We start from the raw sequence: 26,702 nt of genomic DNA, 5'->3' as shown, positions 1-26,702 counted from the left end.
ATGACTGAAAAACAAAATTTTGACGCTATTAGCGATGAACGACTTTTAGAGGAAGTCAAGCGCCGTTTTGACCAAAAGAATAGTACCTTAGAGGAGATGAAATTCTTAACGAAAAAGCTTTATGATTTAAATGAGAAGCTGAAAGAACATGACTCTATTAAAGGTGAATTTTTATCGTTAATTAAAAACGTGTTCAATAACCCCTTAAGTTCATTACTGAATCTCTCTTCTATGATGCGTAAAAATGATGACTCTCCTAAAACGCAAGCCATGAAACAGCTTTTAGATATGGAGCTTCGTAAGCTTGATTTCCAAATTAACAACATCTTTACAGCTGCAGAAATTGAAGCGGGTGAAATAGCGAATTATTGGTGCGAAGTTGATTTACGCAGAATTATTGATGAAGTTTGTGAGTCGTTTATGTATCTTATTCAGGACAAATCGCTCGTCATGGATTTAGAGTTGAATATTCATGAGCCAATCATTAGTGATGCTAAAAAACTGCATACGATTTTTATGAATCTTATCTCCAATGCATGTGAATACTCTTTCCGCCAAAAGAGCGTTACAATCAAAGCTTGGATAGAGGAAAATAGTTTACATGTAACGGTTAAAAATATTGGCGACACCATTGCAAAAGAGTATAAAAAAGAGATATTTAGCCGGTTTAAAAAAGTGGTTTCCCCCAGTTTTGCACGTGAAAGTGTGGATGGTTTGGGCTTAGGCTTAAGTGTCGTCAATGCGCTGCTTGAGTCACTTGATGGCGCGATTTCTTATGTTTCATCCGATGCTACGACAGTTTTTACGCTCATCTTACCACTGCAAGATAGAACGATAGCCGAAGCATCCATGAGCGAGAGTGCCAATGAATTTATGTTTGATGATACGAATAGCGATATGAAAGAATTTTGATGCTACCCCGTAAATTTATCCATGTCGGTGAAATTTTTGTTGGTATTAAACCCACTGAAATTGTCACGGTGCTTGGTTCGTGTGTAGGGGTTTGTCTTTACGACAAAATTGAATTCATCGGTGGAATGAACCATTATCTCTTGCCTTTGTGGAATGGAAATGGATTGGAAAGCCCAAAATATGGCAATGTTGCTATTCCAAAACTCATTGAAAATATGGAAAACATAGGGTGTCTTAGGCGTAATCTGGAAGCAAAAATCTTTGGAGGTGCGAATATTCATAAGAGCAACAGCGAAGGGCAGTTGATTGGTCAGAAGAATATTTTGATTGCAAAAGAGATTTTAAGAGAGTATAGCATCCCTATTCGCGCGGAAGATACGGGCGGCAATAATGGCAGACGTATTATGATGATTAGTGATGCCAACCGCATTATTTTGAAGTACGTACAAAACGAGATGATGAATGATTAGAGTCCTTATTGTGGACGATAGTGCCACAGCCCGCCATGTTTTACAAGAAATTCTTGAGAGCGATTCTCGTATAGAGGTAGTGGGATTGGCGGCTGATGCATATATTGCGCGTGATATGGTTGTTGAGAAGAAACCCGATGTCATTTGTTTGGACGTGGAGATGCCGCGGATGGATGGTGTGACATTTTTACAGAAATTGATGGTCCATTTTCCAACACCGGTTGTAATGGTCTCTTCTTTGACACGAAGCAGTGCTCAAGTGACGCTAGATGCACTTGAAGCGGGGGCAATTGATTATGTTGAAAAGCCTCATTCGCATATTTATGATGGAAAAGAGCTGATTAAAGATGAGTTGATTCAAAAAGTTATCAGTGCTTCTTCAGCAAGAGTTCAAAAGAAAATTCCTTTAAAGCAAACCATAACTAATCGGTTAAGTCTTGCCGAAACCACGCATAAAGTCATTGCAATTGGTTCTAGCACGGGAGGAACAGAGGCCCTCAAAGTGGTGTTACGTGGATTGCCTAAAAATGCACCTGCCGTTCTTGTCGTGCAGCATATGCCTCAAAGTTTTATTGAATCATTTGCGGCACGACTCAATCAATTGTGTGATATAGATGTTAAAGTGGCTCAAAATGGGGAATTCTTACAAACAGGTACCGCGTACATCGCACAAGGCGGTAAGCATATGGTTTTGCGAAGATCCGGTGCTCGTTATTTTATTGAGCTTGGATTAGGGCAAAAAATCAGCGGGCATTGTCCAAGTGTCGATGTTTTGTTTAATTCGGTTGCTAAAGTAGCCGGAGCAAATGCCATTGGAACGATTTTAACCGGTATGGGGAGTGATGGCGCGAAAGGGATGTTGCATATGCATCAAAATGGTGCAAAAACCATTGCCCAATCCGAGGAGAGTTGTGTTGTTTTTGGTATGCCTAAAGAGGCGATAAAATTAGGGGGAGTGACACAAACGCTGAGTCTTGAAGAGATTGCTTCAGGTATTTTGAAAATGCTCTCTTAGGAGTTACTGATGGAAAAAACACTTTGTCCTGCACATACAACTTCCGTTTTATTGATTGGGGAATTGGCCTATGATGCGACGTTTGTGAAAGCCGCTGAAAAACTCTGTACTTCTTTACATGTAAACGTGCTTCCAGACACGCTCTATCAAGTGATGTCTGAGGAAAAAATCGACCTTATTTTTGGTTCGCTCTCTCATGCAAACGAGCAGGTTTACGTCCCTTTACTGCGACATATCAAGCAAAGTTATCCTCTGATAAAGATTATTTTGTTCTTACAAGCAGAACATCTGACGTTGTTAGATGAGATATTAACGCTGCAATGCGAACGATATCTCAGTATGCGCAATGAACGACTGCTTGCTTTGGAGCATCTTGAAAAGAGCTTAAAACAACTACACGATGACAGATACATTGCTGAGCGACACTATTTTGAAGAGTTGCTTGATTTTGCGATTGTCTCGCAAACGGATTTGGATGGCAATATTACCTATGTGAACGAAAATTTCATCAAGACAACGGGCTTTAGTTACGAAGAGCTTATTGGTAAAAACCACCGTTTGATTAAGCACCCATTGACACCACCAGAATTGTTTACGGAACTTTGGCAAACTATTACACAAGGATTAGTATGGAGAGCTCATATCCTTAATCGTAATAAAGATGGGAGTGATTTTTGGGCGGAGACGGTTATTATTCCTTTTAAAGAGAGTAAAACGGGTAAAATTTTGCAGTATTTAGCGATTCGTCACGATATTACAGAGTTTTTACAAAAAGAGAGAATTGCAAATGAATTGAAGCAAAAAGCGGATGAACAAGAACAACTCTCTGAAGCCAAAGATGCTTTTTTAGTGTTGTTTACGCATGAACTAAAAACACCGCTCAATGCAATTTTAAATTTTGCGCAGTATCTTTATAAACATATGCCTCATATTGAGGAAGTTCCTAAAGAGAAGCGCTTGTATCTTTTGGAGCAGATTTATAAAAGCGCGACATCCATGCTTGAAAATGTGACCAATATCTTAGACCTTGGCAAACTGCGCCATCAAAAACTGTACTATAATCTAACGCTTTTCAATCTCAAAGAGAGTATTTTAGACGTCATTGAAAAGCACGGTTCGTTAGCGTTAGAGTACAAGCGCACCATGCTTTTCCAAAGTGATGGAGGTGATCCTTTTATTACCAGCGACGAGTATCGTTTTAAACAAATTCTCTCCAACATCCTCTCCAATGCCATTAAATACGGCACATCCATGGTTGAGGTGTATCTGGTTTCAAGCCCTGAAAAAATTGACATTATCATTCAAGATGATGGCAAAGGCATCAAAGATAAAGAAGAGGTCTTTGAACTCTATACGCAAAGTTCAGCAGGGCTTAGTAGCATGGAGAAAAAAGGAACCGGAATTGGATTGCATTTTGTAAAGCTGTTATGTGAAGGATTAAATCTTGAATATAAGGTCGAAGATTCAACCACTTTAGGTGGTGTAAAATTTATTTTAACGAAACGATTGAAGGATACTAAAGATGTGTAAAGTTCTCATTGTAGATGATAATGACAATAACCGTTTAACACTCAATTTATTGCTCGAAGAGGTCGAAAATATTGAAGTTTTTGAAGCCGAAGATGGTCAAATTGCCGTCGAGATGTGTGTAAAAAACCATTTTGACCTTATTTTTATGGACATCATGATGCCCAATTTAGATGGGTTTGAGGCAACGCAATATATTAAACAAGTGGATAAGAAATGTATGATTATCGCTTTAAGTGCGTTGGATGATGAGGCTTCCAAGCATAAAATGCTCTCTTTGGGCGCAGAAGATTACTTGACAAAGCCATTGAATGCTGAGCACTTTTTGCAGCGCATTAAACAGTATATTCGTATTCTTGAGTTACGCAATCAAGACATTAGTAAAAACACTCAAGCACTCAATCCTTTTAATTCACATGTATTTCATCGTCTCATTACTTTTAAAATTGATACCGAAGAGGCACTCGCAGAATTTTGGGATTACTGGTTAAATGGTCCTAAAGATGTGATTAACTTAAGTGATTGTGTGCGCCTTACCTATGGGTTTAGTTTATGGTTACTCAAACACAACTTTATATGCGAAGTCCTTGTTGAAGAGAATGAAGAAAAACTTTACATGATGCTTTTACATGTAAAACCTCTCAAGAACAATGTGATTAAAAATATTCTGCTCAAACACTTTGCAAATGCAAAATACATTTTGAGTCAAGAGATGCTCTCTTTTCAGTTAGATAAAGAGGTAAAACGTGATAATGGTGTTTTAGCCGTGAGTGAAGAGGCGCAAAAAATTCTTTCTAAAACGCATGATACCGTCTTAAGTGCGAGTGAATACATTGACTCAACTGCGATATCCTTTATGTCTAAAATTGATGGACTAGAATTACTCAATGATGAAACCGATAAAGCGATTTTGATTTTTGAGAAAGAACCTACTAAACATAATTTAGCGGTTATTTATGATAATTTTCAAGAGTATGCAACCTTGTTAGAAGAGTTGATGGATTTCGAGCATTTAGGGTTTGCTATTCAAACATTGATTAATTTCTTAGGAACATTAACAGAAGAACAATTCGAAGCTGAAAAAATCAAACGATTGTCGGCGATGTTGCTGAATTTGTTGCATGATTTAAGTTCGTGGCGCGAAAATGTCTTTATTACGCAAGTGGCCCGTGATATTCACTATCTCGATTCATCGCTTTTGAGTTCTTGTATTCAAATCGAAGCCATTTTTGAAGAAAAGAGCATTGATGCTAACCATGACGATGACATTGAATTTTTCTAAACTTTAAAACTGTGTGCCGTTGTCAAAACGGCATACTTTTTAAATTATGAATGTGATACGCTAGGTGGAAGGTAGATTTGATACGTATTACGTCCAGCAGATTTAGCGATATAAAGGGCTAAGTCCGCATTTTTAATGAGTTGGTTAAAATCATTGCCGTGATCAGGAAACAAGCTAATACCAATGCTTGTTGTAATGCCTAAGTCAAAGTTTCTTACGCGAATGGGTTGTTGTAAATTGTGGACTAATTTTTCTGCAATATGTTGTAAGCTTTTTTCGTCTGTAATGTCATCAACAAGAATAATAAACTCATCGCCACCAAAGCGTGCAACGGTATCGGTCTTACGTGTTGCCAACAGCAATGTTTTAGCTACATGAATTAAAATCATATCGCCTACGTCGTGTCCGAGTGAGTCATTAATCTCTTTGAAATTATCCAAATCGAGAAATAAAACACCAAATTTCTTTCCACTCATCAAGTTACTTTCGATCAGAAGTTGCATTCTTTGATGCAATAAGGTTCGGTTCGCCAGAGATGTTAAATGGTCATAATGTGCTTGTTTATAAATGATATCTTGTTGCTTCACCAATTTATTTTTGGCTGTTTCGAGTTTACGAATAGTCGCATTAGCCACTTTAATCGCTCTTGCAAGTTCTTCGCTCTCTTTGTTGCATTTTGCTTTTTCTTCCATCAAACTGGTTTGGTCGTAAATGAGGACGGTAACCATCTTTTTTTCAATATCGTAAGGCATAATGGTGACATCTTGTTGCATGAACTCAAAAATAGACTTGGTTGTGATGGAGTTTTTCATTGGTAAAAGATAGTGATTCGCATCTGCCGTGAAAAAAGAGGGGCTGTTGAGTGTTAAAGCTGCCTTTATATGGCGTTTGAGCGCCTTGAGTTGCTCATCAGTAATTGCAAATAAAGAGAGTAAATTCTTACCCACAGCTTCTTCGGGAATAATTTCACTGTGAATACCCACCCACTTGTTGAGGTAATAGATATTGAAATCTGTGTCAATGGTTAAAATGCCTACGTTGATTGACTCAATGGTCTTTTCACAATTTATCATAATTAGAGCTTATCAATAGTACTTTTTAGATGCTCTAGCATCTCATTATTCAATAGGATAAACATATGTCCTAAAATATTTTCTTTCTCAATATCCAAAGCGGTTTTAATGACAATCACATTGTCATAGCCTTCGATTTTGTCGTATTTGTCCATCTCTGAGGTTTCGCGTTTTTCAATCGAAGGAACTTTGAAAATCGTCTCACCATTAATAATTTCACAAAATTTACCAATACACGCAGACGTGATGATGTTAGTCAGTTCTAAAATAGAAGATTTGATGTCGTTTTCATCGCTCTCTTCTTGTTTGAGCAAAAGGTTGCTAAAAACATTGGCCGAGTAGTGATTAAATACGAACAGTACTTCGCCATTAAAAGAGCCTAAAAAACGTTGTTTTGTAAGGTAAAATTCACAATCATCTTCTAAAACTTCAACAATTTTGTCATCCAAATTGAGAATGTCAATGCTGGAAATTTCAGGAATATGTAATTTTGCATGATTGTCGAGCATGTCACCGATTAAAGAGGCTGAGAGTCCAAAGGAAACGTTAATCAGCTCTTTTAAAACATCTTCTTGTTGCGCATTAAAATACTTTTTTGTCATTTAAAATACCAACTTTAATAAGGTTGTACGAAACTCTTCTTCATCAACAGGTTTTGAAATAATGGCAGAGGCCCCAAGAGCTAAAACTTTCTCTTTAGTGCTTTTTTGGCGGTCCGCTGAAATCATGACAACGAGTGCTTCAGGGTTGAGCGTACGAATGTGTTGTAACGCTTCAAAACCATCCAAAACAGGCATCGTAATATCTAAAAATACGATATCAGGCTGATGCTCTTGAAACAACTTTATGGCTTCTTCGCCATTCTCACCTTCAATGATTTCTGCGCTTTCAGCTATCTTTTTAGGAATCATCTCAATAAGCCATTTACGTGATATTTTTGAATCATCAACGATTAAAAAAATCATTTTATTTGATAAGCCCATCTCATAATCCTAATAGTTAAATTCTATAAGCTTTAAATAATACAAAAAATATCTTTAAAAAATTATATAAGATATTTTTTTGCATCCTCTTTTTGGAGATACGGCGATGCGTACATCACTTTATCACCTATGCCAAGTGCGTAGGTTTTTTCGGGTAGTGCCTTCGTAAAACTGAGCACAATGCGGCACGCTTCTGCTTCATCTTCCACGCTTGCCGTGCACGATAAAAGCGAACTAGGCGCGCTCATTTCCTCTTTTACATGTAAAAGAGGAAACTTAGCATTGGATAGAGATTCTAGGGCATCGTTTTCTGCTTCATTGCGTCCGACAATCAGTTTTGCACCGTCTTTTAACCTAAAATGTCTCCCATTTTTTAGCAAAGGAATATCTTCTTTTGAAAAACTGTCATGAGCAACAAAATCCCGTAAACGGATACTAAATTGAACATCAGTTAGCAAACAGCCACCTGCGGGTGTTGGGTAATCTTCCCATCCAAACTCTTTGGCAAGTGCTAATTGTGCTTGACGACCTCTTCCGTTAATACCCAACAACAAACTTCGATCAACCCATCCTTCCCGTTCGGGCTTGGTTTCATCGAGTACCTGTGCGCATAAAGGACGAAGAATTAAATCTTCATCAATGTCATCGGCAATTTTTCTTACAATGCGCAAAGCATCCTTGTTTTGGCTCATAGGGCGTTGGCCCACAACTTCTCCTGTTGCGATAAAAGACGCGCCAAAATGGGGCATCAATGATTTAGCAACATTGAACATAAATCCATGACAATCAATGCAAGGATTAAACTGTTTCCCATAGCCATATTTTGGGCTAAAAAGAACCTCTTGGAGGTAACGATCTTGTACATCAATGACTTCTAAACGAGCCCCTGCAAGGGCTGCTCTTCTTTGAAGTGCTTCGAAATGATCTTCTTTGACACCAAAACCGATGTTGATATGTGTGGCAATGACTTCAATGCCTTGTGATGTAAGCAGTTTGATAGCCAGCATGCTGTCTAAACCGCCACTAAAGAGTACTAATGCTTTCATACGGAACGAGTTCACCTTTTTTTAATTTCATCATTTTTTCTTGAATTTTACGAATCAAAAATTGCTTTTGCTCATAATTCATCGTTTTGGAGTTTTTGATCTCCTGAAACTTCTCATTGTAATAGTGGTATAAAAATGCTACCATGGAAGCGATGAGCTCTTTTTCATCGTAGATTTTGATATCTTCCCACAAAGAGATGCGTCTAAGTTTTGGATGGTCCAATTGATTTTCCAATAACAGTAAGAATTCTTCATGATGCGTTTTGAACATCGAGTTATCAATCGTGTCTAAAACCGTATCGATTAGATTAGGCTCACTCAAAATGGTTTTAATAATGGTAAGTTCCAACATATCTTCAAAACTGCGCTCTTTTTGTTCCATGCGTTTGGGCTTATGCGTTTGAATTTTGACCAAGTTATGGTGCAATCCTAACTTTTCAGAAAGCATACCTGTGTAGCTCTCTTGAACCGCTTGCGGTAATGTTTTAAGATACCCCATGGCTTCAGTTAAAGCTTGTTGTTTAGAAAGCGGGTCTTTGAGATTGTATTTTTTAACCATACGCTCTAGTGCAAATTCGATAAAAGGCTGAGGTGACAAGAAAAGGTGATTGAGTGCGTCTATCAAACCATTTTGTACCATGTCCGCAGGGTCCATGCCATTACTAAAGAGAACAACACCGCCTTTAATGCCATGCGCACTTAACAGTAACGAAGCTTTGAGTGCCGCATTAATACCGGCATCATCCCCATCGTATGCGACAATCACTTCAGGATCACCACGCAGGATAAGAGGAATATGCTCTTGTGTCAGTGCCGTACCAAGGGTTGCAACCGCTTGTGTGAATCCTGCTTGATGCAGCATAATGACATCCAAATAACCTTCTGTGATGATGATTCTCTTTTGTTTAAAAATACTCTCTTTTGCGAGGTGATACCCATACAGTAACTGTGATTTATTAAAGTGCTTGGTTTGGGGAGAATTGACATATTTTGCTGGATGATTGGTGAGTGTTCGACCTCCAAAACCAACGAGTCTATTACTTGGGGAGTAGATGGGAAATGTAACGCGCTCGATAAAACGCGCATAAGGATTGTTATTCTCTCCAATACCAGCAACCCCATACTCCATCGCTTCGCTCATCGCATAACCTCTGGTTTTTAAAAACTCTAAAGTACTAAAAGAAGCAGGTGCATAGCCGATTTCAAATTTTTCCACCGAAGCATCCGAAATACCTCGTTTGATAAGATATTCTTTGGCAAAAGGTGTTTGATCGAGCTGTTTGATGTAAAAAAGATTGAGATTTTCCATCAATTTGCGGTCTTCTTTTTTTATGCCGTCATTCGTGGTATATGTGAGGGAAAAATTGACCATATTGGCGAGTTTTTCAAGGGCTTCTGGGTAGGAGAGTTTTTCATATTCCATGACAAACTTGAGGCTATCACCGCCTGCACCACAGGCAAAACAGTGGTAAATTTGTTTGGAAGGGCTTACTACAAGACTGGGTGAAGTATCGTTATGAAAAGGGCAGACACACTTGTAGTTTGCACCGTTTTTTTTCAGCTCCAAGTACGAGCCTACGACATCAACAATATCAAGTCGTTGTTTTAAGTTCTCTATCGATGTTTTATCTATCATAGTCATATTATAGCAAGTTTGGTATAATAGAGTTCTTTCGTTATTCACAAGGCACCATTTCATCATTTATGAAGATGGGCTTAGAGCATAAAAGGGTAAGATTTGGATAATTTTTTTATAGCATACCGCGATCCACTTTTTGGTGTTATCATCTTGTTTGCCATTGTTTTTGTTATCTCCTTTGCCAACTACTGGTGGGGTGTTTTCAAAAGTAAAGAAGAGAAACAAAGCATTGATAAATTTGTCAAAAAATTTGAAATAGTGACCGATGAGAATGAGTACAAGAAACTGCTGGAAGACTCATCCATTCCTCTAGAATCTCTAGCGCTTTTAGCACATGCTTATGCTAAAAGCGGTGATTTTGAAAAAGCAATCAATATTTATCTTGTCACGTTAAAACGAGTCAAAGGCAAAGATGAGAAGCAGTATCTGCTCTCAGCGCTTGGAAAAACATACTTTAAAGCAGGTTTTTTGCGCCGTAGCTCAGAAGTCTTTTTAGAATCTTTACGCTTGCAACCTCGTAATGAAGAGTCGTTAAAGTATCTTACGGTTGCGTACGAACAACTTCAAGAGTATAGTAAAGCAGAAGAAGTGCTGGACTCTTTGGAAGAATTGGGCGCAAAAGTCGTGTTACAACGCACCTACCTTAAAGCCCTTGCGACCCTCAAAGATAGTGCATTAAAAGAGAGCGAAAAGGTTGAGCGCTTTTTAATTTTGTGTGAAAAAGCACCTTTCTTACGACGAAAACTTTTTGAGTATATGCAAGAGACAGGGTTAAAAATAGAACCAAGCTTTTTTGAAACATTGCCGTATGCTGAGATGATAGACCTCTTGTGGTACGTTGATCCGATGGTCTATAATATTCTGACATGTAAAAACGCTTTGGTTGAGCATATCGCGATGGCACGGGGATTAAAGCCTTATGAAGCCACGGAAGAGGAGATGCCTTTTGCCATTGAGATTTTAGCCAAGCTTCGTACACTGGATTTTAACAAAGCCACGGTTGGATTTGAATATCTCTGTTCTGAGTGTAAGCAGATTTTCCCTATTCATTTTTATCGTTGCCCTAATTGCCAAGGAATTCATACGGCCTCCATTCAGACCAAACTTATTAAAGCTGATGATGAAGAAAATATCTCTTTTCTGTGATGGCTCCTCTTTAGGCAATCCTGGAGCTGGGGGCTATTGCGCCATTTTGCGGTACGGTGATGTGGAAAAAATTGTCAGTGGCGGTATGGCAAATGTGACCAACAATCAGATGGAACTCCTCGCGGTCATTGAAGGCTTGGCTGCTTTAAAAGAGCCGTGCGACGTAACGCTTATTAGCGATTCAAGCTATGTGATTAAAGGTATTAACGAGTGGTTAGAAGGGTGGAAGAAAAAACAGTTTGCCAAGGTCAAAAACCCAGAACTTTGGCAGCGTTATGTAGACGTTTCACAAGCACATAAGGTGCGCGGAATCTGGGTAAGAGGGCATGATGGGCATACTGAAAATGAGATGTGCGATAAAATTGCTAAAGAAGAAGCAACCAAAATAAAAATGGGCTAATGAGCTTTTCTGCCTCAAAAGCGCTGTAAAAATAATAAAGGAAAAAGAATGCAAAAAAGATTAGAAGCGTTACAGAAGCGTTTGGGTTATCAGTTTAGCAACCAAGACCTGATAATCGAGGCACTTACGCACAAAAGTTCAAAACAACCCTACAATAATGAGCGTCTGGAATTTTTAGGGGACGCCGTTTTAGACTTGATTGTCGGAGAATATCTCTACCATGAATTTAAAGATGTCGCAGAAGGTGAACTTTCCAAACTGCGTGCGTCACTTGTCAATGAAAAAAGTTTTGAAAAACTAGCGCGTTTATTGCACCTTGGCGAATACATTTATATCTCGTTAGCAGAAGAAAACAACAATGGACGTGAAAAACCTTCTTTGCTCTCCAATGCGTTTGAGGCAATTATTGGCGCACTTTATCTGGATGCGGGATTGGAAAAAGCACGAACACTTGCCATCATGTTGCTTGAAGAGGCGTATCCCAAGATTGATATGGATGCCATTTTCAGAGACCATAAAACAACGTTGCAAGAACTCACCCAAGCTCATTTTGGCATGACACCCGAATATCGTTTAGTACGCGCTTTTGGGCCCGATCATAAAAAAGAGTTTGAAATTGCGGTGAGTGTCAGAGGACGCGATTTATCGCTTGCAAGCGGAAAGAGTAAAAAAGAGGCGCAACAAAAAGCGGCTATGCTGGCACTTGAAATTTTGAAAAAAGAGATTGTATGAATAGGTTTGGTCAAAAATTAACATTTACAACATTTGGTGAATCTCATGGACGCGCGATAGGCTGCGTGGTAGATGGCTTGCCTGCGGGTCTTTTGATTGATGAAGCCTTTATCCAAAGTGAACTTGACAGACGAAAACCGGGGCAAAATAAGTATGCCACGGCACGTAAAGAGGGCGATAAAGTAGAAATTTTAAGTGGCGTTTTTGAAGGCGTGAGTACAGGAACGCCGATTGCCATGGTAATTTTTAATGAAAACCAAAAAAGCAACGATTATGAAAATGTGAAAAACTTGTTTCGACCCGGCCATGCCGATTTTACCTATTTTCATAAATATGGATTGCGTGATTACCGCGGTGGCGGACGAAGTAGTGCGAGGGAAACAGCGGCACGTGTAGCAGCAGGTGCTCTTGCAAAATTACTCTTAAATGCATTACATGTAAAAGTACAAAGCGGTATTTGCTCCATTGGCGGCATTGAAGCAAAAGCGTATGATTTTGAACGTGTCGCTAAAAGTGATATTTATGCACTGGATGCTTCTGTGGAAACAGCACAACAAGATGCGATATTAGAAGCGAAAAACAGTCATGATTCTATTGGAGGTGTCGCCTTAGTGCAAATTATAGGCGCACCCATAGGTCTTGGCGAGCCGCTGTATTATAAGCTCGATGCTATCTTGGCTGATGCAATGATGGGCATCAATGGTGTCAAGGGCGTTGAAATTGGCGAAGGACTTCACGCTTCATCGCTAAGAGGTTCGCAAAACAATGATGCCATTACGCAACATGGATTTAAGAGCAATCACAGCGGCGGCATTTTAGGCGGTATCAGTAATGGCGACGTCATTACATGTAAAGTCTATTTTAAACCGACGCCTTCCATTTTTATTGAACAAGAGACGATTGATACGAAAGGCAATGCGCTCACCTGCGCGCTTAAAGGTCGTCATGACCCCTGCATTGCTGTGCGAGGAAGTGTTGTCGCGGAATCGATGGCAGCACTTGTGATTGCCGATATGATGTTACTCAATCTTGGCTCTCGAATGGAGCATCTACACGCTATTTATCCTTAAGTCTCCTTATACCGGTAGGGCGATTATAAAGCGTGTATCGCCATAGTAGCTTTGGACTTCTAAGGTTCCCTTGAAATGCGTTTCAATGATGGTTTTACCCATATATAACCCAAGTCCCGTACCATTGGCATTGCTTTTTGTCGTAAAGTAAGGCTCGAAGATATGCTCTTGCACATCTGGCGCAATGCCACCCGCATTGTCTTCAATCTCAATACATACGGTATGCTCATCTCGTAGATACGTTCGTAGGAGAATATGTTTTTTAGCAGAAATGCGCTCCTTGAATGCCTCACTAGCGTTCTTGAGGATATTAAGAAGTACTTGAATCAACTCATTGGTATGAAGTGTCATCGCTGGTAGATTCCCATACTCTTTAATTACTTCTATGCCATGATTCTCCAATGATTTTCCAATCAGCACAAGTGCATTTTCTATAATAGAATTGACATCTTCGACATATTGTTTTTCTTTATTGGGTTTAAAATAGTCTCGAAAATCGTCAATCGTATGAGAAAGATAAAAGACTTGGCGATGGAGTTGATCGTAGTAATTTTGAAGTTTTTCAGACTGAATGATGCCTCGCTCACTGTCCATCTTAATGTTATTTGCAATCATAGAGAGAACGGCTAAAGGTTGTTTCCATTGATGCGCAATCAGACTAATCATTTCGCCCATAGCCGCATGGCGTGATTGGATAATAAGCCTCTTTTCTGCCTCTTTAAGAGCGGTTACTTTCACATCCAAAAGATGTTTAAAAAAGACAATCAGTCCCACTAAAATGAGAAATACAATAAAAATACCCCCTAAAAACCACTGTGTCCAAAGAGGAAGTACAAGCGAAGGATTGGATTCAAACCACCTAGTTTTTGCTTGATAGAAGAAGGAATTTGTATCATGTTTAGCCTCTGCAAGTGTTTGGTCGAGTTGATGGATGATGATTTCATGGGTATGCTTAGGAAACGCAAATTTTAAAATAACAGGGTTGAGTAAAATAGATGTTTTTGTGAAGTGGCGCAAATTGGATGCTGTATCGGTGTAAAAGTTATTGACAATGGCTGCATCGACTTTTTTAGCGCGAAGAAGCTCAAATGCTTGCTGAAAACTCTCCACTTCCACAAAAAAAGGTTGAATATCAAACAGTGCCGCATCGGCTTTGATGGTTTGCGCTTGGATGCTGTTTTTCAGCACGGCAACTCTTTTTACATGTAAATCCAAAATAGACGTAATGGTACTTTTTTTATTGGTGTAAACAAGCGACCAACTTGAGAGAGCTACTTCATGATTGAAGTCAAATTTTTCCTCGCGCTCTTTTGAGTATGCCACATCGGGCATAATGTCAATTTCGCCTTTTTCCAGCTTACTAAGGCACTCTTGCCACTGGCAGGGAACATAATTTAATTGCCATTGATTTTGTGTTGCAATAGGGTTGAGTATATCAACAAAAAATCCTGATGGCTTTTGTTCATTATCTAAAAAAATTTTAGGAGGATTGTTATAAATACCAACATTTAAGGATGTTGTCGCATACAATGGAATAACATAACAAAAGAGTAAGAGATAGAAAAGATGTTTGCTCATTGCAACTTCCTCACGTCAATCGTTACTCAATCTTATCCCTTTTTTATTAATAAATCATTAAAAAGGTGGCTCAAACAAGAGCCACCTTTAGGTTATGCAAAGAGTGTTAAAATTCGATACGTGAAGAACGCTAAGACCCATGCTGTTGCAAAAGTAAAAAGAACAAGGTAGACCGTGTATTTTGTATTTTCTGCTTCTTTATGAAAAACTACCGTCGCGGCAAGGCACGGTAAATAGACCATAACAAAGACGATAAACGCCATAGCCGAAGCAAAGCTAATATTAGAAGAGATAATATCGCGTAAGGAGTTGTCATCTTCGGTGACATCATCTCCCAATGCGTATAAAACACCTAGCGTAGAGACGATAACCTCTTTAGCCGCTAAACCACTAATGGTTGCAACTCCCATTTTCCAGTCAAAACCCAGTGGAGAGAAAAATGGCTCTACGGTTTTACCCATCATCCCAAGATAAGTGTGCTCCATCAATTTTTCACGTTTTTCATTTTCCAAGTTGGTTTTTTCTGCATCGGTTTGAACGGCTTCAATTTTGGTTGCGTAGGTATCTTCGATAAGACTGTTTTGAGGATACGAGCTGATAAACCAAATCAACATAGAGGCCAAAAGGATAAAAGTACCCGCTTTTTTGATGTACATCAGTGATTTAGAGTAGACCATAAACCATAGCAATTTTAGACTTGGAAGACGGTATTTTGGCATTTCCATAACAAAAGGCTCATCTTCGCCTTTAAACGCTGTTAAACGTAGGATTTTTGCCGCAATTAAACCTAAGAGCACGCCAATGATATAGATACCAAATAAAACGTTTCCTGCCATATTTTCATCAAAAAAAGCTCCTGCAAAGAGAACATACACAGGAAGCCTTGCGCCACAACTCATAAAGCCTATGATAAACATCGTGAGCAATCTATCTTTTTTATTTTTAAGCGTACGTGCTGCCATGTACGCAGGAACAGAACATCCAAAGCCTGTTACTAATGGAACAAAGCTTTTGCCGTGCAGACCAAATTTATGGAAAAATCCATCCAGTAAGAAAGCTGCTCGTGACATATATCCCGTGGTTTCAAGGAGTGCAATTCCCAGGAAGAGAATCATAATGTTAGGTAAGAACATTACAACACTGCCTACACCTGCGATGATACCATCAGAGATAAGGGATTTTAAGGCTTCATTGGTAATGGTTTCTCCAATGGTATCGCCCAACCAACCAAAGCTACCCTCAATCCAATCCATTGGAATGGCTCCAAGCGTAAACGTGAGTTGAAAAAGTCCCCACATAAGAAAAACAAAAATAGGAAGCCCAAAAAGTTTGTGAATTAAAATAGCGTCAATCTTTTGTGTGAGATTGGTACTTTTAGATTTTACTTGTGTCATAACTTCAGCGCTTAGTCCTGTCGCAATCGCTGAATGTTGCTTATGAATGACCTCCTCGATATCTTCACTTTGGCAGTACATATAGACATGTCCTAATGCACTGTTTAAAATAGGGTGGAGTTCAACATACAGGGGATGCTCATGCATCATAGAATACATCTCTTTTTTCTGCCACAAAAGACCAATAGCAATTTGTCGGTAACTTAAAGAAGATGGTGCTTTAAAATGCTTGTCTTCTAAAAAGGTGACAATGTTTTGCAGTTGTTCTTCGATGGCATCATTGTAGATGATTTTTGGTTCAACCAATGGATGTTTGATTGTCTCCAAAATACGGTCAATCAGATAGTCAATATTAGTCTTTGTTTTGGAAGACACTCTGATACATGGAACAAAAAGCAATTTGCTCATCATATCCGTATCGATTTCAATGCCTTCTTTAATCGCTTCATCGTCCATATTAAGAGCTATGACCATTTTACGATTGAGCTCGAGTAACTCTGTGGTAAGCAGTAAATTTCGCTCTAAGTTTGTCGAATCAACTACATTCAAGATGAGGTCATAGTGACCTTGGAGTAAAAAATCTTTCGTTACTTTTTCATCTGCCGCAAAATCTTCCAACGAATAAAGACCCGGAAGGTCAATAAACTCTATCGCAAAATCTTCTGTGCTAAAGCGTGCCGTTGCTTTTTCAACGGTAACGCCTGCAAAGTTTCCAATTTTGAGGTTTGAGCCACTGATGGCATTAGCAAGATGGCTTTTGCCAACGTTGGGCTGTCCTACGAGCGCTATCACTATTTTCTTCATGCAACATTCTCCACTTCTATCAGTTTTGCCTCATCCAAACGCAATGCAATGGAGGTACTGCCCAATGCAATTTTAATCGTATTTTTTTGTAGGCTTGTTTCTAGCACAACAACTTCTTTGTTGATGCTAATTCCCAATGAAAAAAATCTTTTTTTCAAGGTGCTTTGCGCATGAACATCTTTGATAAGCACTTTTTGATTTTTATCGATTTGTGATAAATTCATTCTCTTTCCTCCCTTTGACCCAAAAAAATTATTTATTTCAGGTTTTGATAATTATTATTGAAATAATAGGGAAAGAAAGCTTTTGTTTTGCTTTATTTTGATTGTTGTTATCAAATTGTACTCTTGAAATCTAATAATCACGAACTACGAACTAAAAGCACCGAAGGTGCGCGGGCTTCCTGCCGAAGGAAACACAGCGTTAGCGTAGTCTTTGGAGCTTTGCTCAAAAGGCGTGATAAAAATAAAAGCCGAAGGTGCGCGGGCTTCCTGCCGAAAGAAACACAGCGTTAGCGTAGTCTTTAGAGCTTTGCTCAAAAGGCGTGTAAAAAGAGAATTAAAAAAGCGATGGTTGGGTGAGTGCTTTGAGTTTAAAGCTTTTACGGTGGATTTCGCAGTATCCGTATTGCTGAATCATTTTTACATGTAACGCACTTCCATAGCCTTTGTGTTTTTCAAAATGATAGAGAGGATACAAAGAAGCGATCTCATACATATATCGATCACGACTGACTTTTGCCAAAATACTAGCCGCACTGACTTCTGCTACTTTGGCATCGGCTTTGACCATAGTATCAATCCCCAAAACGCCAAACGTGCAGTTGCCGTCCATTAAAATCTCATAGCCGTCAAAATGTGCTTTAATAGTTTCAATGGCATAGTTTAAACAGTAACTCAATCCTTTCGTATCAACCATGATATGGTCGCAAAAGACGATTTTGAAGTCGGCTTTGTCTTGTAATTCATCAAAGAGTTTTTCTCGTTGTTTTTCACTGAGTTGTTTTGAATCGTTCAATCCATGAACAGGCTCTTTCAATACAGCACCCGCTACAACTAAGGGACCTGCAAGACATCCTCGTCCTGCTTCATCTATACCACACAACATCCATGACTCCTTTTAAAGAGTGAAGTTTAATATAGATTTGCTAAAATATCTTAAAGGAGATGGTATGCCACAAGAACAAGAAGATTTGGATAAAGCATTTAATAAAGAGCTTTTTATTATTCGCAACGACCTCTACTATCAACAAATGGAGCTCCTTCGCAATGGCAAAAAAGAGCTGTTGCGCGTGGACATCTCTTATAAGCCCCACAGTTCATTAAGCGGCGATACTTATTCACTTCGTAAAACCAAAAATGGTCGTTTAGTAGGATTTATCGCAGATGCCATGGGAAAAGGTATTTCGGCTGCGGTAACGGCTATGGCAATCACGCGATTTTTAAATTATATTTTTGATGAACTTGAAGAAGAGGGTGATTTTATCTTTGAACACTGGATTCGCAAAGGGTTGAAATTTTTACAAAAAAACCTTTTGGATGAAGAGATTATTAGTATTTTATTTGTAGAGTTTGACATATTCCATTCTCAAATCCATTATGCATCGTGCGGAATGCCTGCTTTTTTAATTGTAACGGAAGAGGGCGAGATGATGCCGATTCGTAGCAACAATCCGCCTCTTGCCATCTACTCCGATGCGATACGCACCACAACTCTTCAAGCAGAATCACTCGTGAAAGTCTTGTTTTACAGCGATGGTCTGAGTGAATGTCCGGTGAATGAAAATTGCATTTATGCCACATACCTCAAATCAGACTTTCAAGAATCCACGTGTGTGCAAGATTTTCATCAAAAAGTTGCTTCACGTATTAAAGGAGGGGAAGATGATGTAACGTATCTTTATATAGAACGCGTCGTGCCCAAGCATCATTTTATGAAACTTGAGATTCAAAGCAGTTATGAAGCCGTCGAAGAAGCTTTGCATACGATTTCACTCTATCTTAAAGAGCACAAAGTCAGCTCAAAAACCACTAGCGAATTGGTCTTAACGCTCTCAGAACTACTCCTCAATGCTTTGGAACACGGTAGTTTTGGCGTGGATAAAAAACGTAAAAATTATTTGATAGAGCACAACTTATTTGACGAAGAGATGGCACGGTTAGAGGTACTTCATAAAAGCAAGAAAATAAAAATTAGCTACAATGTGTTTATGCACGGGAGTAAAGAGCTGTTTGAAGCAACCGTTAAAGATGAAGGCGAAGGGTTTGATCCTAAAATCTTAAAGAACATTGTCATCAATGGCGCGAAATTTAATGGACGCGGTTTTGTGATTATTCGAAAGCTGCTGGATCATTTTTATTTCAATGAAAAAGGCAATGCCATTACGATTCAAAAATTTCTTTCCCAACCTTTAGAGCTGTAATGCCCACTCCCAAAAAGGAGCGATAGAAAAGCTAAAGCCTTCAATGTCTTTGGCACTTTCGCTGCTGAGGGTTACTACTTCAATACGTTTTACATGTAATGTCCAAAAGGTTGGCAAAAGTTTTTGAAGTTTCATCTCAATGACTTCTGTGGTAGCAAATCCTACACATAAAACCGCCAAGGATTCTTCTGGAATATAAAAGTCTATGCCTTCAAAATAAAAGATTTTTTTATCGCGCTTGATGAGTTCTAAAAAGACCATATTTTCAAAACGCTTTAGAAAATCTTTTTTAAACGTAAGCGCATCTTTCAGTGCAAAATCAATCACATAGACCTTTTTAGCCGCATTGGGTTGCTCAAATTTTTCGACCAAAAAAAGAAGCTTTTGGTCAATCAATTCCGACGTGATAGCATAGAGCTTATCTTTAGAAATTTTAATCAATGTCTTAAGATAGGTGTAGATTTGAAAAAGCGATATTTTCATACCTTGGAGTTCACAAAACCGTCTGAAAATGCTATACGCTGTTGAATCTGGAAGTATCAAATGCACGATTTCTTGGAGCGATCTATTGACATCAAATTCATTGCTTTGCACAATTGATGGAAGGGTTCCATGATTGGTATATACATTAAAAAGATGCTCAATGTTAGAGTGCTTTTTATCAAATGCCAAAAATTCCTCAAAATCTAAAGGGTAAAGTGTGTACGCACGAAACCCTTCAATACTTTTACATGTAAAGGAGGTTGTAAGGATGATTTCATCGACTTTTGGGAGTGTGAAGGAAAAATCAAAATGCTCAATTACTAAGAGATGAATAGGATTTTTAGCAATAAAAACCGCTAAATGTTCAGCCATTTCGCTGATATTAATACGATCATCGGATAAGTCAATATACAGATAATTTTCTTTTTCATAATGAGAAAGATGATCGATAATCAAATAACTTTTACCACTTTTCCTAGGACCATACACAATAATTTTTTTATGATTGAGTGAAATTTTTCGATCAATAAAGGCATGATTTTTGTGAATGGTTTCGTACAAAATTTGAAGTGTTTGCATAGTGAAATCCTTTGAAAGTAGTTTAATATTTTCCTTATTAAAAGGAAATAAAATTGCATTTCATAAGCCAAAAACCCCTATATTTATTGACTTTTGCTATCTATTAGTGTAAAATCACAGTCCTTTAATTAGGCCATCATCAGGGTGGCAAGTTCTTTACAGGGGTCCTAAATGGAAAAAATTAGACTTAAACTCAAGGCGTATGACCATAGAGTTTTAGACAGATCAGTTGCAGCTATCGTAGAAGCTGTTAAACGAACTGGAGCCGAAATCGTCGGACCAATTCCTATGCCTACAAAAATCAAGCGCTATACTGTGCTTCGATCTCCGCACGTAAACAAAACTTCAAGAGAGCAATTCGAGATGAGAATCCATGCACGTATGATCGATATCGTGTCTGCGACTACGGATACAGTTGATTCGCTTATGAAACTTGACCTCGCACCTGAAGTCAATGTTGAAGTTAGAGCAATGGGTAAATAAGGGGTAATGATGGAATATATTATCGAAAAAATCGGTATGAGCCGAACAATTGCAGTACCAAGTGTTCCTGTCACTTTACTCAGAGTTTTAGAAGCAAAAGTATGTTCAGTTGATGAGAATAAACGTGCTTTAGTTTCTTATGCAAGTGGCAAAAAGATGAATAAAGCCATTGCGGGTCAGCAAAAAAAATATAATCTTTCTGCTGAATTTAACCGTTTTGTGACACTTGATGTTGTAAACCAAGAATCAGGTGACCTAGATACAGCACCTTTAGGTGAAGCAAAAACACTTAAAGTTTCTCTTAACACAAAAGGTAGAGGTTTTTCAGGTGTTATTAAACGCCACAATTTCCAAGGTGGTCCTGGTGGACATGGTAGCCGTTTTCACAGAGCTCCTGGTTCAATTGGTAACTGTGAATGGCCGGGTCGTGTTCAAAAAGGCAAAAAAATGCCTGGTCACTATGGTAACACGCAAGTAACCGTAAAAAATGAGATCGTTTCATTTGACGCTCAAAACAGCATTTTAGCTGTTAAAGGCTCTGTTCCTGGCGCAAATGGTTCATTAGGTAAAGTAAGGATTGTTAAATGAGTAGCGCAATCGTATTAAATGAAAAATTAGAAAATGTTGGTGCATTGGCTCTTCCTGCAAGTTTTGAGGAAGTTCATTCACACAACTTATATCTTTATGTCAAATCATACCAAGCTGCGCTTCGTTCAAACACTGCTCACTCTAAAACAAAAGGTGATGTAAGTGGTGGTGGTAAAAAACCATGGGCACAAAAAGGCCGTGGTGGTGCACGTGCTGGTAGTAGAAGAAGTCCAGTATGGGTTGGCGGTGGTGCTGCATTCGGACCAAAAGCTAACAGAAATTATGATTTAAAAGTCAATAAAAAACAAAAAAAATTAGCACTTGAATATGCATTGAATGAAAAAGCAGCAAACAACGCATTATTTGTTGTTGATTCTTTAAGTATCGAATCTGGAAAAACGAAAGATGCTGCAGCAATCATGAAAGCATTGGGTGCGCGTGATGCATTAATCGTCAAAGAACTTGTCGATGAGCCAACTTTATTGGCGTTTAGAAATCTTCAAAACTGCTACCTTGTGGAAGCAAACGAGCTAAATGCTTACTTAGCAACTGCGTTCTATGCTGTCGTTATAGAAAAATCAGTGCTTGAAACAATCACAAAAGAGGGCTAAGAATGGCTGATATTACTGATATTAAAGCAATCCTTTATACTGAAAAGAGCTTGAGCCTTCAAGAGAATGGTACCGTTGTAATTCAAACATCTGTTAGAATGACAAAAAATGGTTTAAAAGAGGTATTAAAACAATACTTCGGTTTTACACCATTAAAAATCAATTCTCTTAGAGTTATGGGAAAAGTTAAGAAGTTTAAAGGCATTGAAGGCAAACGTAATGATTTTAAAAAGTTTTATGTTCAGTTGCCAGAGGGCGCTAAACTAGAGAATGTGGAGGCGTAATCATGGCAATAAAATCATTTAAACCCTATACTCCGAGTCGTAGATTTTTAACAAGTCTTGATTCTGGTGATATTACTGCAAAAGCAAGCGTACCTTCACTTCTTGTGAAAATCGCAGCAACAGCTGGTAGAAATAACAATGGTAGAATCACATCTCGCCACAAAGAAGCGGGAGCAAAAAAACTCTACAGAATTATTGATTTTAAACGTACAAAATTTAATATCGAAGGTACTGTAGCAGCAATCGAATACGATCCAAACAGAAATTGTAGAATCGCACTTGTTAATTATGCAGATGGTGAGAAAAGATATATCCTTCAACCATCAGGCTTAAAAGTTGGTGATAAGATTCAAGCGGCTGAAGGCGGACTTGATATTAAACCAGGTAATGCAATGAAATTAAAAAACATCCCTGTTGGTACTATTTTACATAACATCGAACTTAAACCAGGTAAAGGCGGACAAATGGCACGTAGTGCTGGTGGTTACGCTCAACTTATGGGTAAAGAGACTCAATATGTTATGGTAAGACTTCCAAGCGGTGAGATGAGACAAATCTTGGCAGAGTGTATGGCTACGGTTGGTGTTGTTGGAAATGAAGATTGGGCAAACGTCGTTATCGGTAAAGCGGGTCGTAACAGACACCGTGGTATTAGACCTCAAACACGTGGTTCTGCAATGAACCCAGTGGATCACCCACACGGTGGTGGTGAGGGTAAAACCAACTCAGGACGTCATCCAGTAACTCCATGGGGACAACCAACTAAAGGTAGAAAAACTCGTAAGAAAAAAGCGAGCGACAAACTGATTATTTCTAGAAGAAAAGGAAAATAGATGGCTAGATCGCTAAAAAAAGGTCCTTTTGTTGACGTTCATTTGTTGAAAAAAACACTAGAAGCAAAAGAGACAAAATCAAACAAGCCGATTAAGACATGGTCTCGTAGAAGTACTATTATTCCTGATATGATCGGTATTACATTTAACGTCCATAACGGTAGAAACTTTGTTCCAGTTTATGTTACAGAGAACCATATCGGTTATAAAATGGGTGAATTTGCACCAACTCGTACGTTCAAGGGTCATAAAGGCTCTGTTCAGAAAAAAATTGGTAAGTAGGTAGAATATGAGTAAAGCAATATTAAAATTTATCAGATTGTCTCCTACCAAAGCTAGATTAATCGCACGTGAAGTTCAAGGAATGAATGCAGAACTTGCTATGGCAAGTTTAGAATTTATGCCAAACAAAGGTGCTAAAGTTATCTCTAAAGTGATCGCTTCTGCTGTATCTAACGGTGGATTTGAACCTGAAGAAGTTGTCGTTGCTTCATGTCGTGTAGACGCGGGTCCTGTACTCAAACGTTTTACACCAAGAGCAAGAGGTAGTGCTAGTGGCATTCGTAAACCAACTTCTCATATCATTGTTGAAGTAGCAAAAGCTGCAAAGAAGGAAGACTAAGATGGGTCAAAAAGTAAATCCGATTGGTTTAAGACTTGGTATTAACAGAAATTGGGATTCACGTTGGTTCCCAGGCAAACAAACTTTGGCTGTTAGTATCGGTGAAGATTATAAAATTAGAACATTTTTGAAAAAAGAGCTTTATTATGCAGGTGTGAGTCAAATTTTGATTGAAAGAACCGCTAAAAAGCTTAGAGTCACAGTCGTTGCTGCGCGTCCAGGTATCATTATTGGTAAAAAAGGCTCAGATATTGAGAAACTAAGAGTTAAACTTAGCAAACTTATCGATAAAGATGTAAACGTTAATATTAAAGAAGAGAGACGTCCTCAATCTTCAGCACAACTTTGTGCAGAAAACGTTGCAATGCAACTTGAGCGTCGTGTCGCATTTAGACGTGCAATGAAAAAAGTAATTCAAGGTGCACAAAAATCTGGCGCTAAAGGTATCAAAATTTCTGTTGCGGGTCGTCTTGGTGGTGCTGAGATGGCAAGAACTGAATGGTATCTTGAAGGACGTGTTCCTCTTCATACACTTAGAGCTAAAATCGATTATGGTTTTGCAGAAGCACATACAACGTATGGTGTTATCGGTGTAAAAGTTTGGATATTCAAAGGTGAAGTACTTGTTAAAGGACTTGCTCCAGAAAAAGAAGAAGCACCTGAGAAAGAAAATTCACGCAAGCCAAGAGCACGTAGAGAGAGAGGTAAAAACTAATGTTAATGCCTAAAAGAACAAAATATAAAAAGCAGATGAAAGGCCGCAACCGCGGTGAAGCCAGCAGTGGTGCTTCAATCTCTTTTGGTGAAATAGGTCTTAAAGCTGTTGAAGCGGGTCGTATTGATTCACGCCAAATCGAAGCAGCGAGGATTGCGTATACAAGACATGTTAAGCGTCAAGCTAAGACTTGGATTCGTGTATTCCCAGACAAACCATTAACCGCTAAACCTATCGAAACTCGTATGGGTAAAGGTAAAGGTTCTGTTGATAAGTGGGTAATGAATATTAAGCCTGGCAGAATTATATTTGAAATGGCTGGTGTTCCAGAAGAGTTAGCGCGTGAAGCATTAACCCTTGCAATGCACAAATTGCCTTTCAAAACAAAGATTGTAACTCGAGAGAGCGAAAATGAAGTATATTGATTTAAATAGCAAAAGCGCAAGCGAGCTTGTAGAGTTGTTAAAAGAGAAAAAGGTTCTTTTGTTTACATTAAGACAAAAGCTAAAAACGATGCAACTGACTAATCCAAATGAGATTAAAGAAGTTAGAAGAGATATCGCACGTATTAATACGGCAATTTCTGCTCAAAACAAGTAGGGGTAACTAATGGCTTTAAAACGAGAGATTCAAGGCGTAGTTGTTCAGAAAACTGGTGATAAAACCGTCACCGTTTTGGTAGAGAGACGTGTAATGCACCCACGATATCGTAAGTTCGTTAAACGTTTCAAAAAATACTTAGTCCATGATGAGAGCAATGAAGTAAAAATTGGTGACACTGTAAGTGCTATCGAGTGCAGACCACTTTCAAAAAGAAAGTCTTTTAGACTTAGCGCAGTTGTCAAAGTGGGAGTTGAATAATGATACAAAGTTTTACAAGATTAGCCGTAGCTGACAACAGTGGTGCTAAAGAAATTATGTGTATTAAGGTACTTGGCGGTAGTAAACGTCGTTATGCAACCGTAGGCGATGTTATTATTGCTTCAGTTAAGAAAGCTTTACCAAACGGTAAAGTGAAAAAAGGCCAAGTTGTTAAGGCTGTTATTGTTAGAACAAAAAAAGAGATTCAAAGAGAAAATGGATCACTTATTCGTTTTGATGAAAATGCAGCTGTTATTCTTGACAATAAAAGAGAGCCAATCGGTACAAGGATTTTCGGACCAGTGGGCAGAGAAGTTCGTTATGCTAACTTTATGAAAATTGTATCTTTGGCACCGGAGGTACTATAATGGCGACTAAGATGAAAATTAAAAAAGGCGATACTGTAAAAGTAATCGCAGGCGACGATAAAGGTAAAGAGGCAAAAGTTGTTCAAGTATTGCCAAAAACTTCACAAGTCGTTGTTGAAGGTTGCAAGGTAGTAAAAAAAGCCATTAAGCCAAGCGAGAGCAACCCAAAAGGTGGTTTTGCAAACGTTGAAAAACCAATTCATGTCTCTAATGTGGCTAAAGTAGAGGGTAAATAATGAACAGATTGCAAGAAAAATTTAATGCTGAAGTTCAACCGGCATTAGTAAAAGAGTTTAATATTTCAAACCCTATGCTAACACCTAAACTTGACAAAATCGTCATCAGTGTTGGTGCTGGTGAAGAGGGTAAAGACAGTAAATTAATGCAAAACATTGCAGATACTATTGCTTTGATTGCAGGACAAAAAACTGTTATTACCAATGCAAAAAAATCTGTTGCAGGTTTTAAAGTACGTGCTGGTTACCCAGTAGGTGTTAAAGTAACATTACGTAAAGATAAGATGTATGCATTTTTAGACAAACTTATCTGTGTTGCCCTACCAAAAGTAAAAGATTTTAGAGGTCTTCCTAGAACAGGTTTCGATGGTCGATCAAACTATAACTTTGGTTTGAATGAGCAACTAATGTTCCCAGAAGTTCAATATGATAACATCATGAAAACTCACGGTATGAATATTACAATCGTAACAACTGCTAATAGTGATAAAGAAGCATTTAGACTTCTTGAACTAATTGGTTTACCGTTCGTAAAAGGCAAATAAG

General features: G+C 38.5%; 33 protein-coding genes and 1 pseudogene. 24 read left to right on the top strand and 10 right to left on the bottom strand.

Translation table 11 applies throughout. From position 1 onward, the window contains the following. The 5 genes from AC5SLP_RS10055 to AC5SLP_RS10035 are packed head-to-tail and all read left to right on the top strand — an operon-like array spanning position 1 to position 5,206. Positions 1-912 (top strand): sensor histidine kinase, encoded by a 912-nt coding sequence (locus tag AC5SLP_RS10055; protein ID WP_495255013.1) that lies wholly within the window; start codon positions 1-3, stop codon positions 910-912. After that, positions 912-1,382 (top strand): chemotaxis protein CheD, encoded by a 471-nt coding sequence (locus AC5SLP_RS10050; RefSeq protein ID WP_495255012.1) that lies wholly within the window; start codon positions 912-914, stop codon positions 1,380-1,382. Before AC5SLP_RS10055 ends, AC5SLP_RS10050 begins: the two co-directional genes overlap by 1 nt. Next, complete coding sequence (locus tag AC5SLP_RS10045; RefSeq protein WP_495255011.1) at positions 1,375-2,397, top strand: protein-glutamate methylesterase/protein-glutamine glutaminase; 1,023 nt, start codon at positions 1,375-1,377, stop codon at positions 2,395-2,397. Before AC5SLP_RS10050 ends, AC5SLP_RS10045 begins: the two co-directional genes overlap by 8 nt. Positions 2,398-2,406: 9 nt before the next feature. Next, positions 2,407-3,927, top strand: coding sequence for a PAS domain-containing sensor histidine kinase (locus AC5SLP_RS10040; protein WP_495255010.1), 1,521 nt, complete (start codon positions 2,407-2,409; stop codon positions 3,925-3,927). Continuing rightward, the gene (locus tag AC5SLP_RS10035; protein ID WP_495255009.1) at positions 3,920-5,206 is read left to right on the top strand and encodes a response regulator; all 1,287 of its coding nucleotides are present in this window, start codon (positions 3,920-3,922) and stop codon (positions 5,204-5,206) included. Before AC5SLP_RS10040 ends, AC5SLP_RS10035 begins: the two co-directional genes overlap by 8 nt. Before the next feature lie 44 nt (positions 5,207-5,250). Here the strand turns inward: AC5SLP_RS10035 and AC5SLP_RS10030 are convergent, their stop codons facing one another. From AC5SLP_RS10030 to dnaG, 5 genes are all read right to left on the bottom strand, one after another. Then, entirely contained in the window at positions 5,251-6,279 is a 1,029-nt protein-coding gene (locus AC5SLP_RS10030) for a diguanylate cyclase domain-containing protein (RefSeq protein WP_495255008.1), read from the bottom strand. A gap of 2 nt (positions 6,280-6,281) precedes the next feature. After that, complete coding sequence (locus tag AC5SLP_RS10025; RefSeq protein WP_495255007.1) at positions 6,282-6,881, bottom strand: chemotaxis protein CheC; 600 nt, start codon at positions 6,879-6,881, stop codon at positions 6,282-6,284. After that, positions 6,882-7,262, bottom strand: a complete 381-nt coding sequence (locus tag AC5SLP_RS10020) for a response regulator (protein WP_495255006.1) — start codon at positions 7,260-7,262, stop codon at positions 6,882-6,884. Positions 7,263-7,324: 62 nt separating this feature from the next. After that, on the bottom strand, positions 7,325-8,308 hold the full coding sequence (locus AC5SLP_RS10015; RefSeq protein ID WP_495255005.1) for an argininosuccinate synthase domain-containing protein: 984 nt from the start codon (positions 8,306-8,308) through the stop codon (positions 7,325-7,327). After that, a complete protein-coding gene (gene dnaG, locus AC5SLP_RS10010; RefSeq protein WP_495255004.1) occupies positions 8,286-9,944 on the bottom strand; it encodes a DNA primase in 1,659 nt (552 codons plus the stop codon). Before dnaG ends, AC5SLP_RS10015 begins: the two co-directional genes overlap by 23 nt. Positions 9,945-10,046: 102 nt before the next feature. On the opposite strand from dnaG, the gene AC5SLP_RS10005 reads away from it, so the two are divergent. From AC5SLP_RS10005 to aroC, 4 genes are read left to right on the top strand one after another with little or no spacing between them, the layout of a single operon-like run. After that, positions 10,047-11,093 (top strand): tetratricopeptide repeat protein, encoded by a 1,047-nt coding sequence (locus AC5SLP_RS10005; protein WP_495255003.1) that lies wholly within the window; start codon positions 10,047-10,049, stop codon positions 11,091-11,093. Further along, positions 11,068-11,493 carry a ribonuclease HI gene (gene rnhA, locus AC5SLP_RS10000; protein WP_495255002.1) on the top strand — a complete coding sequence of 142 codons (426 nt, stop codon included), beginning with the start codon at positions 11,068-11,070 and terminating at the stop codon, positions 11,491-11,493. Before AC5SLP_RS10005 ends, rnhA begins: the two co-directional genes overlap by 26 nt. 9 nt (positions 11,494-11,502) lie before the next feature. Continuing rightward, entirely contained in the window at positions 11,503-12,225 is a 723-nt protein-coding gene (gene rnc / locus AC5SLP_RS09995) for a ribonuclease III (protein WP_495255153.1), read from the top strand. Next, positions 12,222-13,295, top strand: a complete 1,074-nt coding sequence (gene aroC / locus AC5SLP_RS09990) for a chorismate synthase (protein ID WP_495255001.1) — start codon at positions 12,222-12,224, stop codon at positions 13,293-13,295. The genes rnc and aroC overlap by 4 nt, the downstream gene beginning before the upstream one ends. A gap of 6 nt (positions 13,296-13,301) precedes the next feature. On the opposite strand, the gene AC5SLP_RS09985 is transcribed toward aroC, so the two are convergent. The 4 genes from AC5SLP_RS09985 to rnhB all read right to left on the bottom strand — a co-directional run bounded on the left by AC5SLP_RS09985 (position 13,302) and on the right by rnhB (position 18,178). Continuing rightward, positions 13,302-14,873, bottom strand: coding sequence for a transporter substrate-binding domain-containing protein (locus AC5SLP_RS09985; RefSeq protein WP_495255000.1), 1,572 nt, complete (start codon positions 14,871-14,873; stop codon positions 13,302-13,304). A gap of 92 nt (positions 14,874-14,965) precedes the next feature. Next, the gene (gene feoB / locus AC5SLP_RS09980; protein ID WP_495254999.1) at positions 14,966-17,071 is read right to left on the bottom strand and encodes a ferrous iron transport protein B; all 2,106 of its coding nucleotides are present in this window, start codon (positions 17,069-17,071) and stop codon (positions 14,966-14,968) included. Beyond that, positions 17,068-17,295, bottom strand: coding sequence for a FeoA family protein (locus AC5SLP_RS09975; protein WP_495254998.1), 228 nt, complete (start codon positions 17,293-17,295; stop codon positions 17,068-17,070). Before AC5SLP_RS09975 ends, feoB begins: the two co-directional genes overlap by 4 nt. A gap of 334 nt (positions 17,296-17,629) precedes the next feature. Beyond that, complete coding sequence (gene rnhB / locus AC5SLP_RS09970; protein WP_495254997.1) at positions 17,630-18,178, bottom strand: ribonuclease HII; 549 nt, start codon at positions 18,176-18,178, stop codon at positions 17,630-17,632. Positions 18,179-18,242: 64 nt separating this feature from the next. On the opposite strand from rnhB, the gene AC5SLP_RS09965 reads away from it, so the two are divergent. Next, entirely contained in the window at positions 18,243-19,493 is a 1,251-nt protein-coding gene (locus AC5SLP_RS09965) for a SpoIIE family protein phosphatase (protein WP_495254996.1), read from the top strand. Here AC5SLP_RS09965 and AC5SLP_RS09960 read toward each other — a convergent pair. Beyond that, on the bottom strand, positions 19,482-20,555 hold the full coding sequence (locus AC5SLP_RS09960) for an AAA family ATPase (protein WP_495254995.1): 1,074 nt from the start codon (positions 20,553-20,555) through the stop codon (positions 19,482-19,484). The genes AC5SLP_RS09965 and AC5SLP_RS09960 overlap by 12 nt on opposite strands. Before the next feature lie 171 nt (positions 20,556-20,726). Here AC5SLP_RS09960 and rpsJ point away from each other — a divergent pair, with 171 nt between their 5' ends. The 14 genes and pseudogenes from rpsJ (at position 20,727) to rplE (ending at position 26,701) form a co-directional block, all read left to right on the top strand. Continuing rightward, a complete protein-coding gene (rpsJ, locus tag AC5SLP_RS09955) occupies positions 20,727-21,038 on the top strand; it encodes a 30S ribosomal protein S10 (RefSeq protein WP_012857732.1) in 312 nt (103 codons plus the stop codon). A gap of 9 nt (positions 21,039-21,047) precedes the next feature. Next, positions 21,048-21,626, top strand: a complete 579-nt coding sequence (gene rplC / locus AC5SLP_RS09950) for a 50S ribosomal protein L3 (RefSeq protein WP_495254994.1) — start codon at positions 21,048-21,050, stop codon at positions 21,624-21,626. Beyond that, positions 21,623-22,237 carry a 50S ribosomal protein L4 gene (gene rplD / locus AC5SLP_RS09945; protein ID WP_495254993.1) on the top strand — a complete coding sequence of 205 codons (615 nt, stop codon included), beginning with the start codon at positions 21,623-21,625 and terminating at the stop codon, positions 22,235-22,237. Before rplC ends, rplD begins: the two co-directional genes overlap by 4 nt. A gap of 2 nt (positions 22,238-22,239) precedes the next feature. Continuing rightward, positions 22,240-22,521 carry a 50S ribosomal protein L23 gene (locus tag AC5SLP_RS09940; protein ID WP_025345777.1) on the top strand — a complete coding sequence of 94 codons (282 nt, stop codon included), beginning with the start codon at positions 22,240-22,242 and terminating at the stop codon, positions 22,519-22,521. Between the two features lie 2 nt (positions 22,522-22,523). Then, positions 22,524-23,354, top strand: coding sequence for a 50S ribosomal protein L2 (gene rplB / locus AC5SLP_RS09935; RefSeq protein ID WP_495254992.1), 831 nt, complete (start codon positions 22,524-22,526; stop codon positions 23,352-23,354). Further along, positions 23,355-23,636: a 30S ribosomal protein S19 gene (rpsS, locus tag AC5SLP_RS09930; protein WP_495254991.1), complete on the top strand. Its 282-nt coding sequence runs from the start codon at positions 23,355-23,357 to the stop codon at positions 23,634-23,636. A gap of 7 nt (positions 23,637-23,643) precedes the next feature. Continuing rightward, positions 23,644-23,973, top strand: a pseudogene (rplV, locus tag AC5SLP_RS09925) (50S ribosomal protein L22); the annotation flags it as partial. 4 nt (positions 23,974-23,977) lie between these two features. Beyond that, positions 23,978-24,691 carry a 30S ribosomal protein S3 gene (gene rpsC, locus AC5SLP_RS09920; RefSeq protein ID WP_495254990.1) on the top strand — a complete coding sequence of 238 codons (714 nt, stop codon included), beginning with the start codon at positions 23,978-23,980 and terminating at the stop codon, positions 24,689-24,691. Beyond that, the gene (gene rplP, locus AC5SLP_RS09915) at positions 24,691-25,116 is read left to right on the top strand and encodes a 50S ribosomal protein L16 (protein ID WP_025345772.1); all 426 of its coding nucleotides are present in this window, start codon (positions 24,691-24,693) and stop codon (positions 25,114-25,116) included. The genes rpsC and rplP overlap by 1 nt, the downstream gene beginning before the upstream one ends. After that, positions 25,103-25,291, top strand: coding sequence for a 50S ribosomal protein L29 (rpmC, locus tag AC5SLP_RS09910; RefSeq protein ID WP_495254989.1), 189 nt, complete (start codon positions 25,103-25,105; stop codon positions 25,289-25,291). Before rplP ends, rpmC begins: the two co-directional genes overlap by 14 nt. 9 nt (positions 25,292-25,300) lie before the next feature. Beyond that, positions 25,301-25,552, top strand: coding sequence for a 30S ribosomal protein S17 (gene rpsQ, locus AC5SLP_RS09905; RefSeq protein WP_495254988.1), 252 nt, complete (start codon positions 25,301-25,303; stop codon positions 25,550-25,552). Beyond that, complete coding sequence (gene rplN / locus AC5SLP_RS09900; RefSeq protein WP_495254987.1) at positions 25,552-25,920, top strand: 50S ribosomal protein L14; 369 nt, start codon at positions 25,552-25,554, stop codon at positions 25,918-25,920. The genes rpsQ and rplN overlap by 1 nt, the downstream gene beginning before the upstream one ends. Next, complete coding sequence (gene rplX / locus AC5SLP_RS09895; protein WP_263833948.1) at positions 25,920-26,156, top strand: 50S ribosomal protein L24; 237 nt, start codon at positions 25,920-25,922, stop codon at positions 26,154-26,156. Before rplN ends, rplX begins: the two co-directional genes overlap by 1 nt. Next, entirely contained in the window at positions 26,156-26,701 is a 546-nt protein-coding gene (gene rplE, locus AC5SLP_RS09890; protein ID WP_495254986.1) for a 50S ribosomal protein L5, read from the top strand. Before rplX ends, rplE begins: the two co-directional genes overlap by 1 nt. Position 26,702: the final 1 nt, after the last annotated feature.

It is taken from the genome of Sulfurospirillum sp. E15m (genome assembly GCF_059415145.1).
Note: the sequence above shows the minus strand (reverse complement) of the source record. Positions and strands in the feature narration are given on the sequence as shown.

Coding starts and splice junctions, on each gene's coding strand:
- rpmC (WP_495254989.1), top strand. CDS start 25,103: ATGAAGTATATTGATTTAAATAGCAAAAGCGCAAGCGAGCTTGTAGAG.
- rplN (WP_495254987.1), top strand. CDS start 25,552: ATGATACAAAGTTTTACAAGATTAGCCGTAGCTGACAACAGTGGTGCT.
- dnaG (WP_495255004.1), bottom strand. CDS start 9,944: ATGATAGATAAAACATCGATAGAGAACTTAAAACAACGACTTGATATT.
- rplE (WP_495254986.1), top strand. CDS start 26,156: ATGAACAGATTGCAAGAAAAATTTAATGCTGAAGTTCAACCGGCATTA.
- AC5SLP_RS10045 (WP_495255011.1), top strand. CDS start 1,375: ATGATTAGAGTCCTTATTGTGGACGATAGTGCCACAGCCCGCCATGTT.
- rplB (WP_495254992.1), top strand. CDS start 22,524: ATGGCAATAAAATCATTTAAACCCTATACTCCGAGTCGTAGATTTTTA.
- rnhB (WP_495254997.1), bottom strand. CDS start 18,178: ATGTTGTGTGGTATAGATGAAGCAGGACGAGGATGTCTTGCAGGTCCC.
- rpsQ (WP_495254988.1), top strand. CDS start 25,301: ATGGCTTTAAAACGAGAGATTCAAGGCGTAGTTGTTCAGAAAACTGGT.
- AC5SLP_RS09960 (WP_495254995.1), bottom strand. CDS start 20,555: ATGCAAACACTTCAAATTTTGTACGAAACCATTCACAAAAATCATGCC.
- AC5SLP_RS09985 (WP_495255000.1), bottom strand. CDS start 14,873: ATGAGCAAACATCTTTTCTATCTCTTACTCTTTTGTTATGTTATTCCA.
- rpsS (WP_495254991.1), top strand. CDS start 23,355: ATGGCTAGATCGCTAAAAAAAGGTCCTTTTGTTGACGTTCATTTGTTG.
- AC5SLP_RS09975 (WP_495254998.1), bottom strand. CDS start 17,295: ATGAATTTATCACAAATCGATAAAAATCAAAAAGTGCTTATCAAAGAT.
- feoB (WP_495254999.1), bottom strand. CDS start 17,071: ATGAAGAAAATAGTGATAGCGCTCGTAGGACAGCCCAACGTTGGCAAA.
- AC5SLP_RS10030 (WP_495255008.1), bottom strand. CDS start 6,279: ATGATAAATTGTGAAAAGACCATTGAGTCAATCAACGTAGGCATTTTA.
- AC5SLP_RS10015 (WP_495255005.1), bottom strand. CDS start 8,308: ATGAAAGCATTAGTACTCTTTAGTGGCGGTTTAGACAGCATGCTGGCT.
- rpsC (WP_495254990.1), top strand. CDS start 23,978: ATGGGTCAAAAAGTAAATCCGATTGGTTTAAGACTTGGTATTAACAGA.
- aroC (WP_495255001.1), top strand. CDS start 12,222: ATGAATAGGTTTGGTCAAAAATTAACATTTACAACATTTGGTGAATCT.
- AC5SLP_RS10050 (WP_495255012.1), top strand. CDS start 912: ATGCTACCCCGTAAATTTATCCATGTCGGTGAAATTTTTGTTGGTATT.
- rpsJ (WP_012857732.1), top strand. CDS start 20,727: ATGGAAAAAATTAGACTTAAACTCAAGGCGTATGACCATAGAGTTTTA.
- rplP (WP_025345772.1), top strand. CDS start 24,691: ATGTTAATGCCTAAAAGAACAAAATATAAAAAGCAGATGAAAGGCCGC.
- AC5SLP_RS09965 (WP_495254996.1), top strand. CDS start 18,243: ATGCCACAAGAACAAGAAGATTTGGATAAAGCATTTAATAAAGAGCTT.
- rplX (WP_263833948.1), top strand. CDS start 25,920: ATGGCGACTAAGATGAAAATTAAAAAAGGCGATACTGTAAAAGTAATC.
- rplD (WP_495254993.1), top strand. CDS start 21,623: ATGAGTAGCGCAATCGTATTAAATGAAAAATTAGAAAATGTTGGTGCA.
- AC5SLP_RS10040 (WP_495255010.1), top strand. CDS start 2,407: ATGGAAAAAACACTTTGTCCTGCACATACAACTTCCGTTTTATTGATT.
- AC5SLP_RS10020 (WP_495255006.1), bottom strand. CDS start 7,262: ATGGGCTTATCAAATAAAATGATTTTTTTAATCGTTGATGATTCAAAA.
- AC5SLP_RS10035 (WP_495255009.1), top strand. CDS start 3,920: ATGTGTAAAGTTCTCATTGTAGATGATAATGACAATAACCGTTTAACA.
- rnhA (WP_495255002.1), top strand. CDS start 11,068: ATGAAGAAAATATCTCTTTTCTGTGATGGCTCCTCTTTAGGCAATCCT.
- AC5SLP_RS10025 (WP_495255007.1), bottom strand. CDS start 6,881: ATGACAAAAAAGTATTTTAATGCGCAACAAGAAGATGTTTTAAAAGAG.
- AC5SLP_RS10055 (WP_495255013.1), top strand. CDS start 1: ATGACTGAAAAACAAAATTTTGACGCTATTAGCGATGAACGACTTTTA.
- rplC (WP_495254994.1), top strand. CDS start 21,048: ATGGAATATATTATCGAAAAAATCGGTATGAGCCGAACAATTGCAGTA.
- AC5SLP_RS09940 (WP_025345777.1), top strand. CDS start 22,240: ATGGCTGATATTACTGATATTAAAGCAATCCTTTATACTGAAAAGAGC.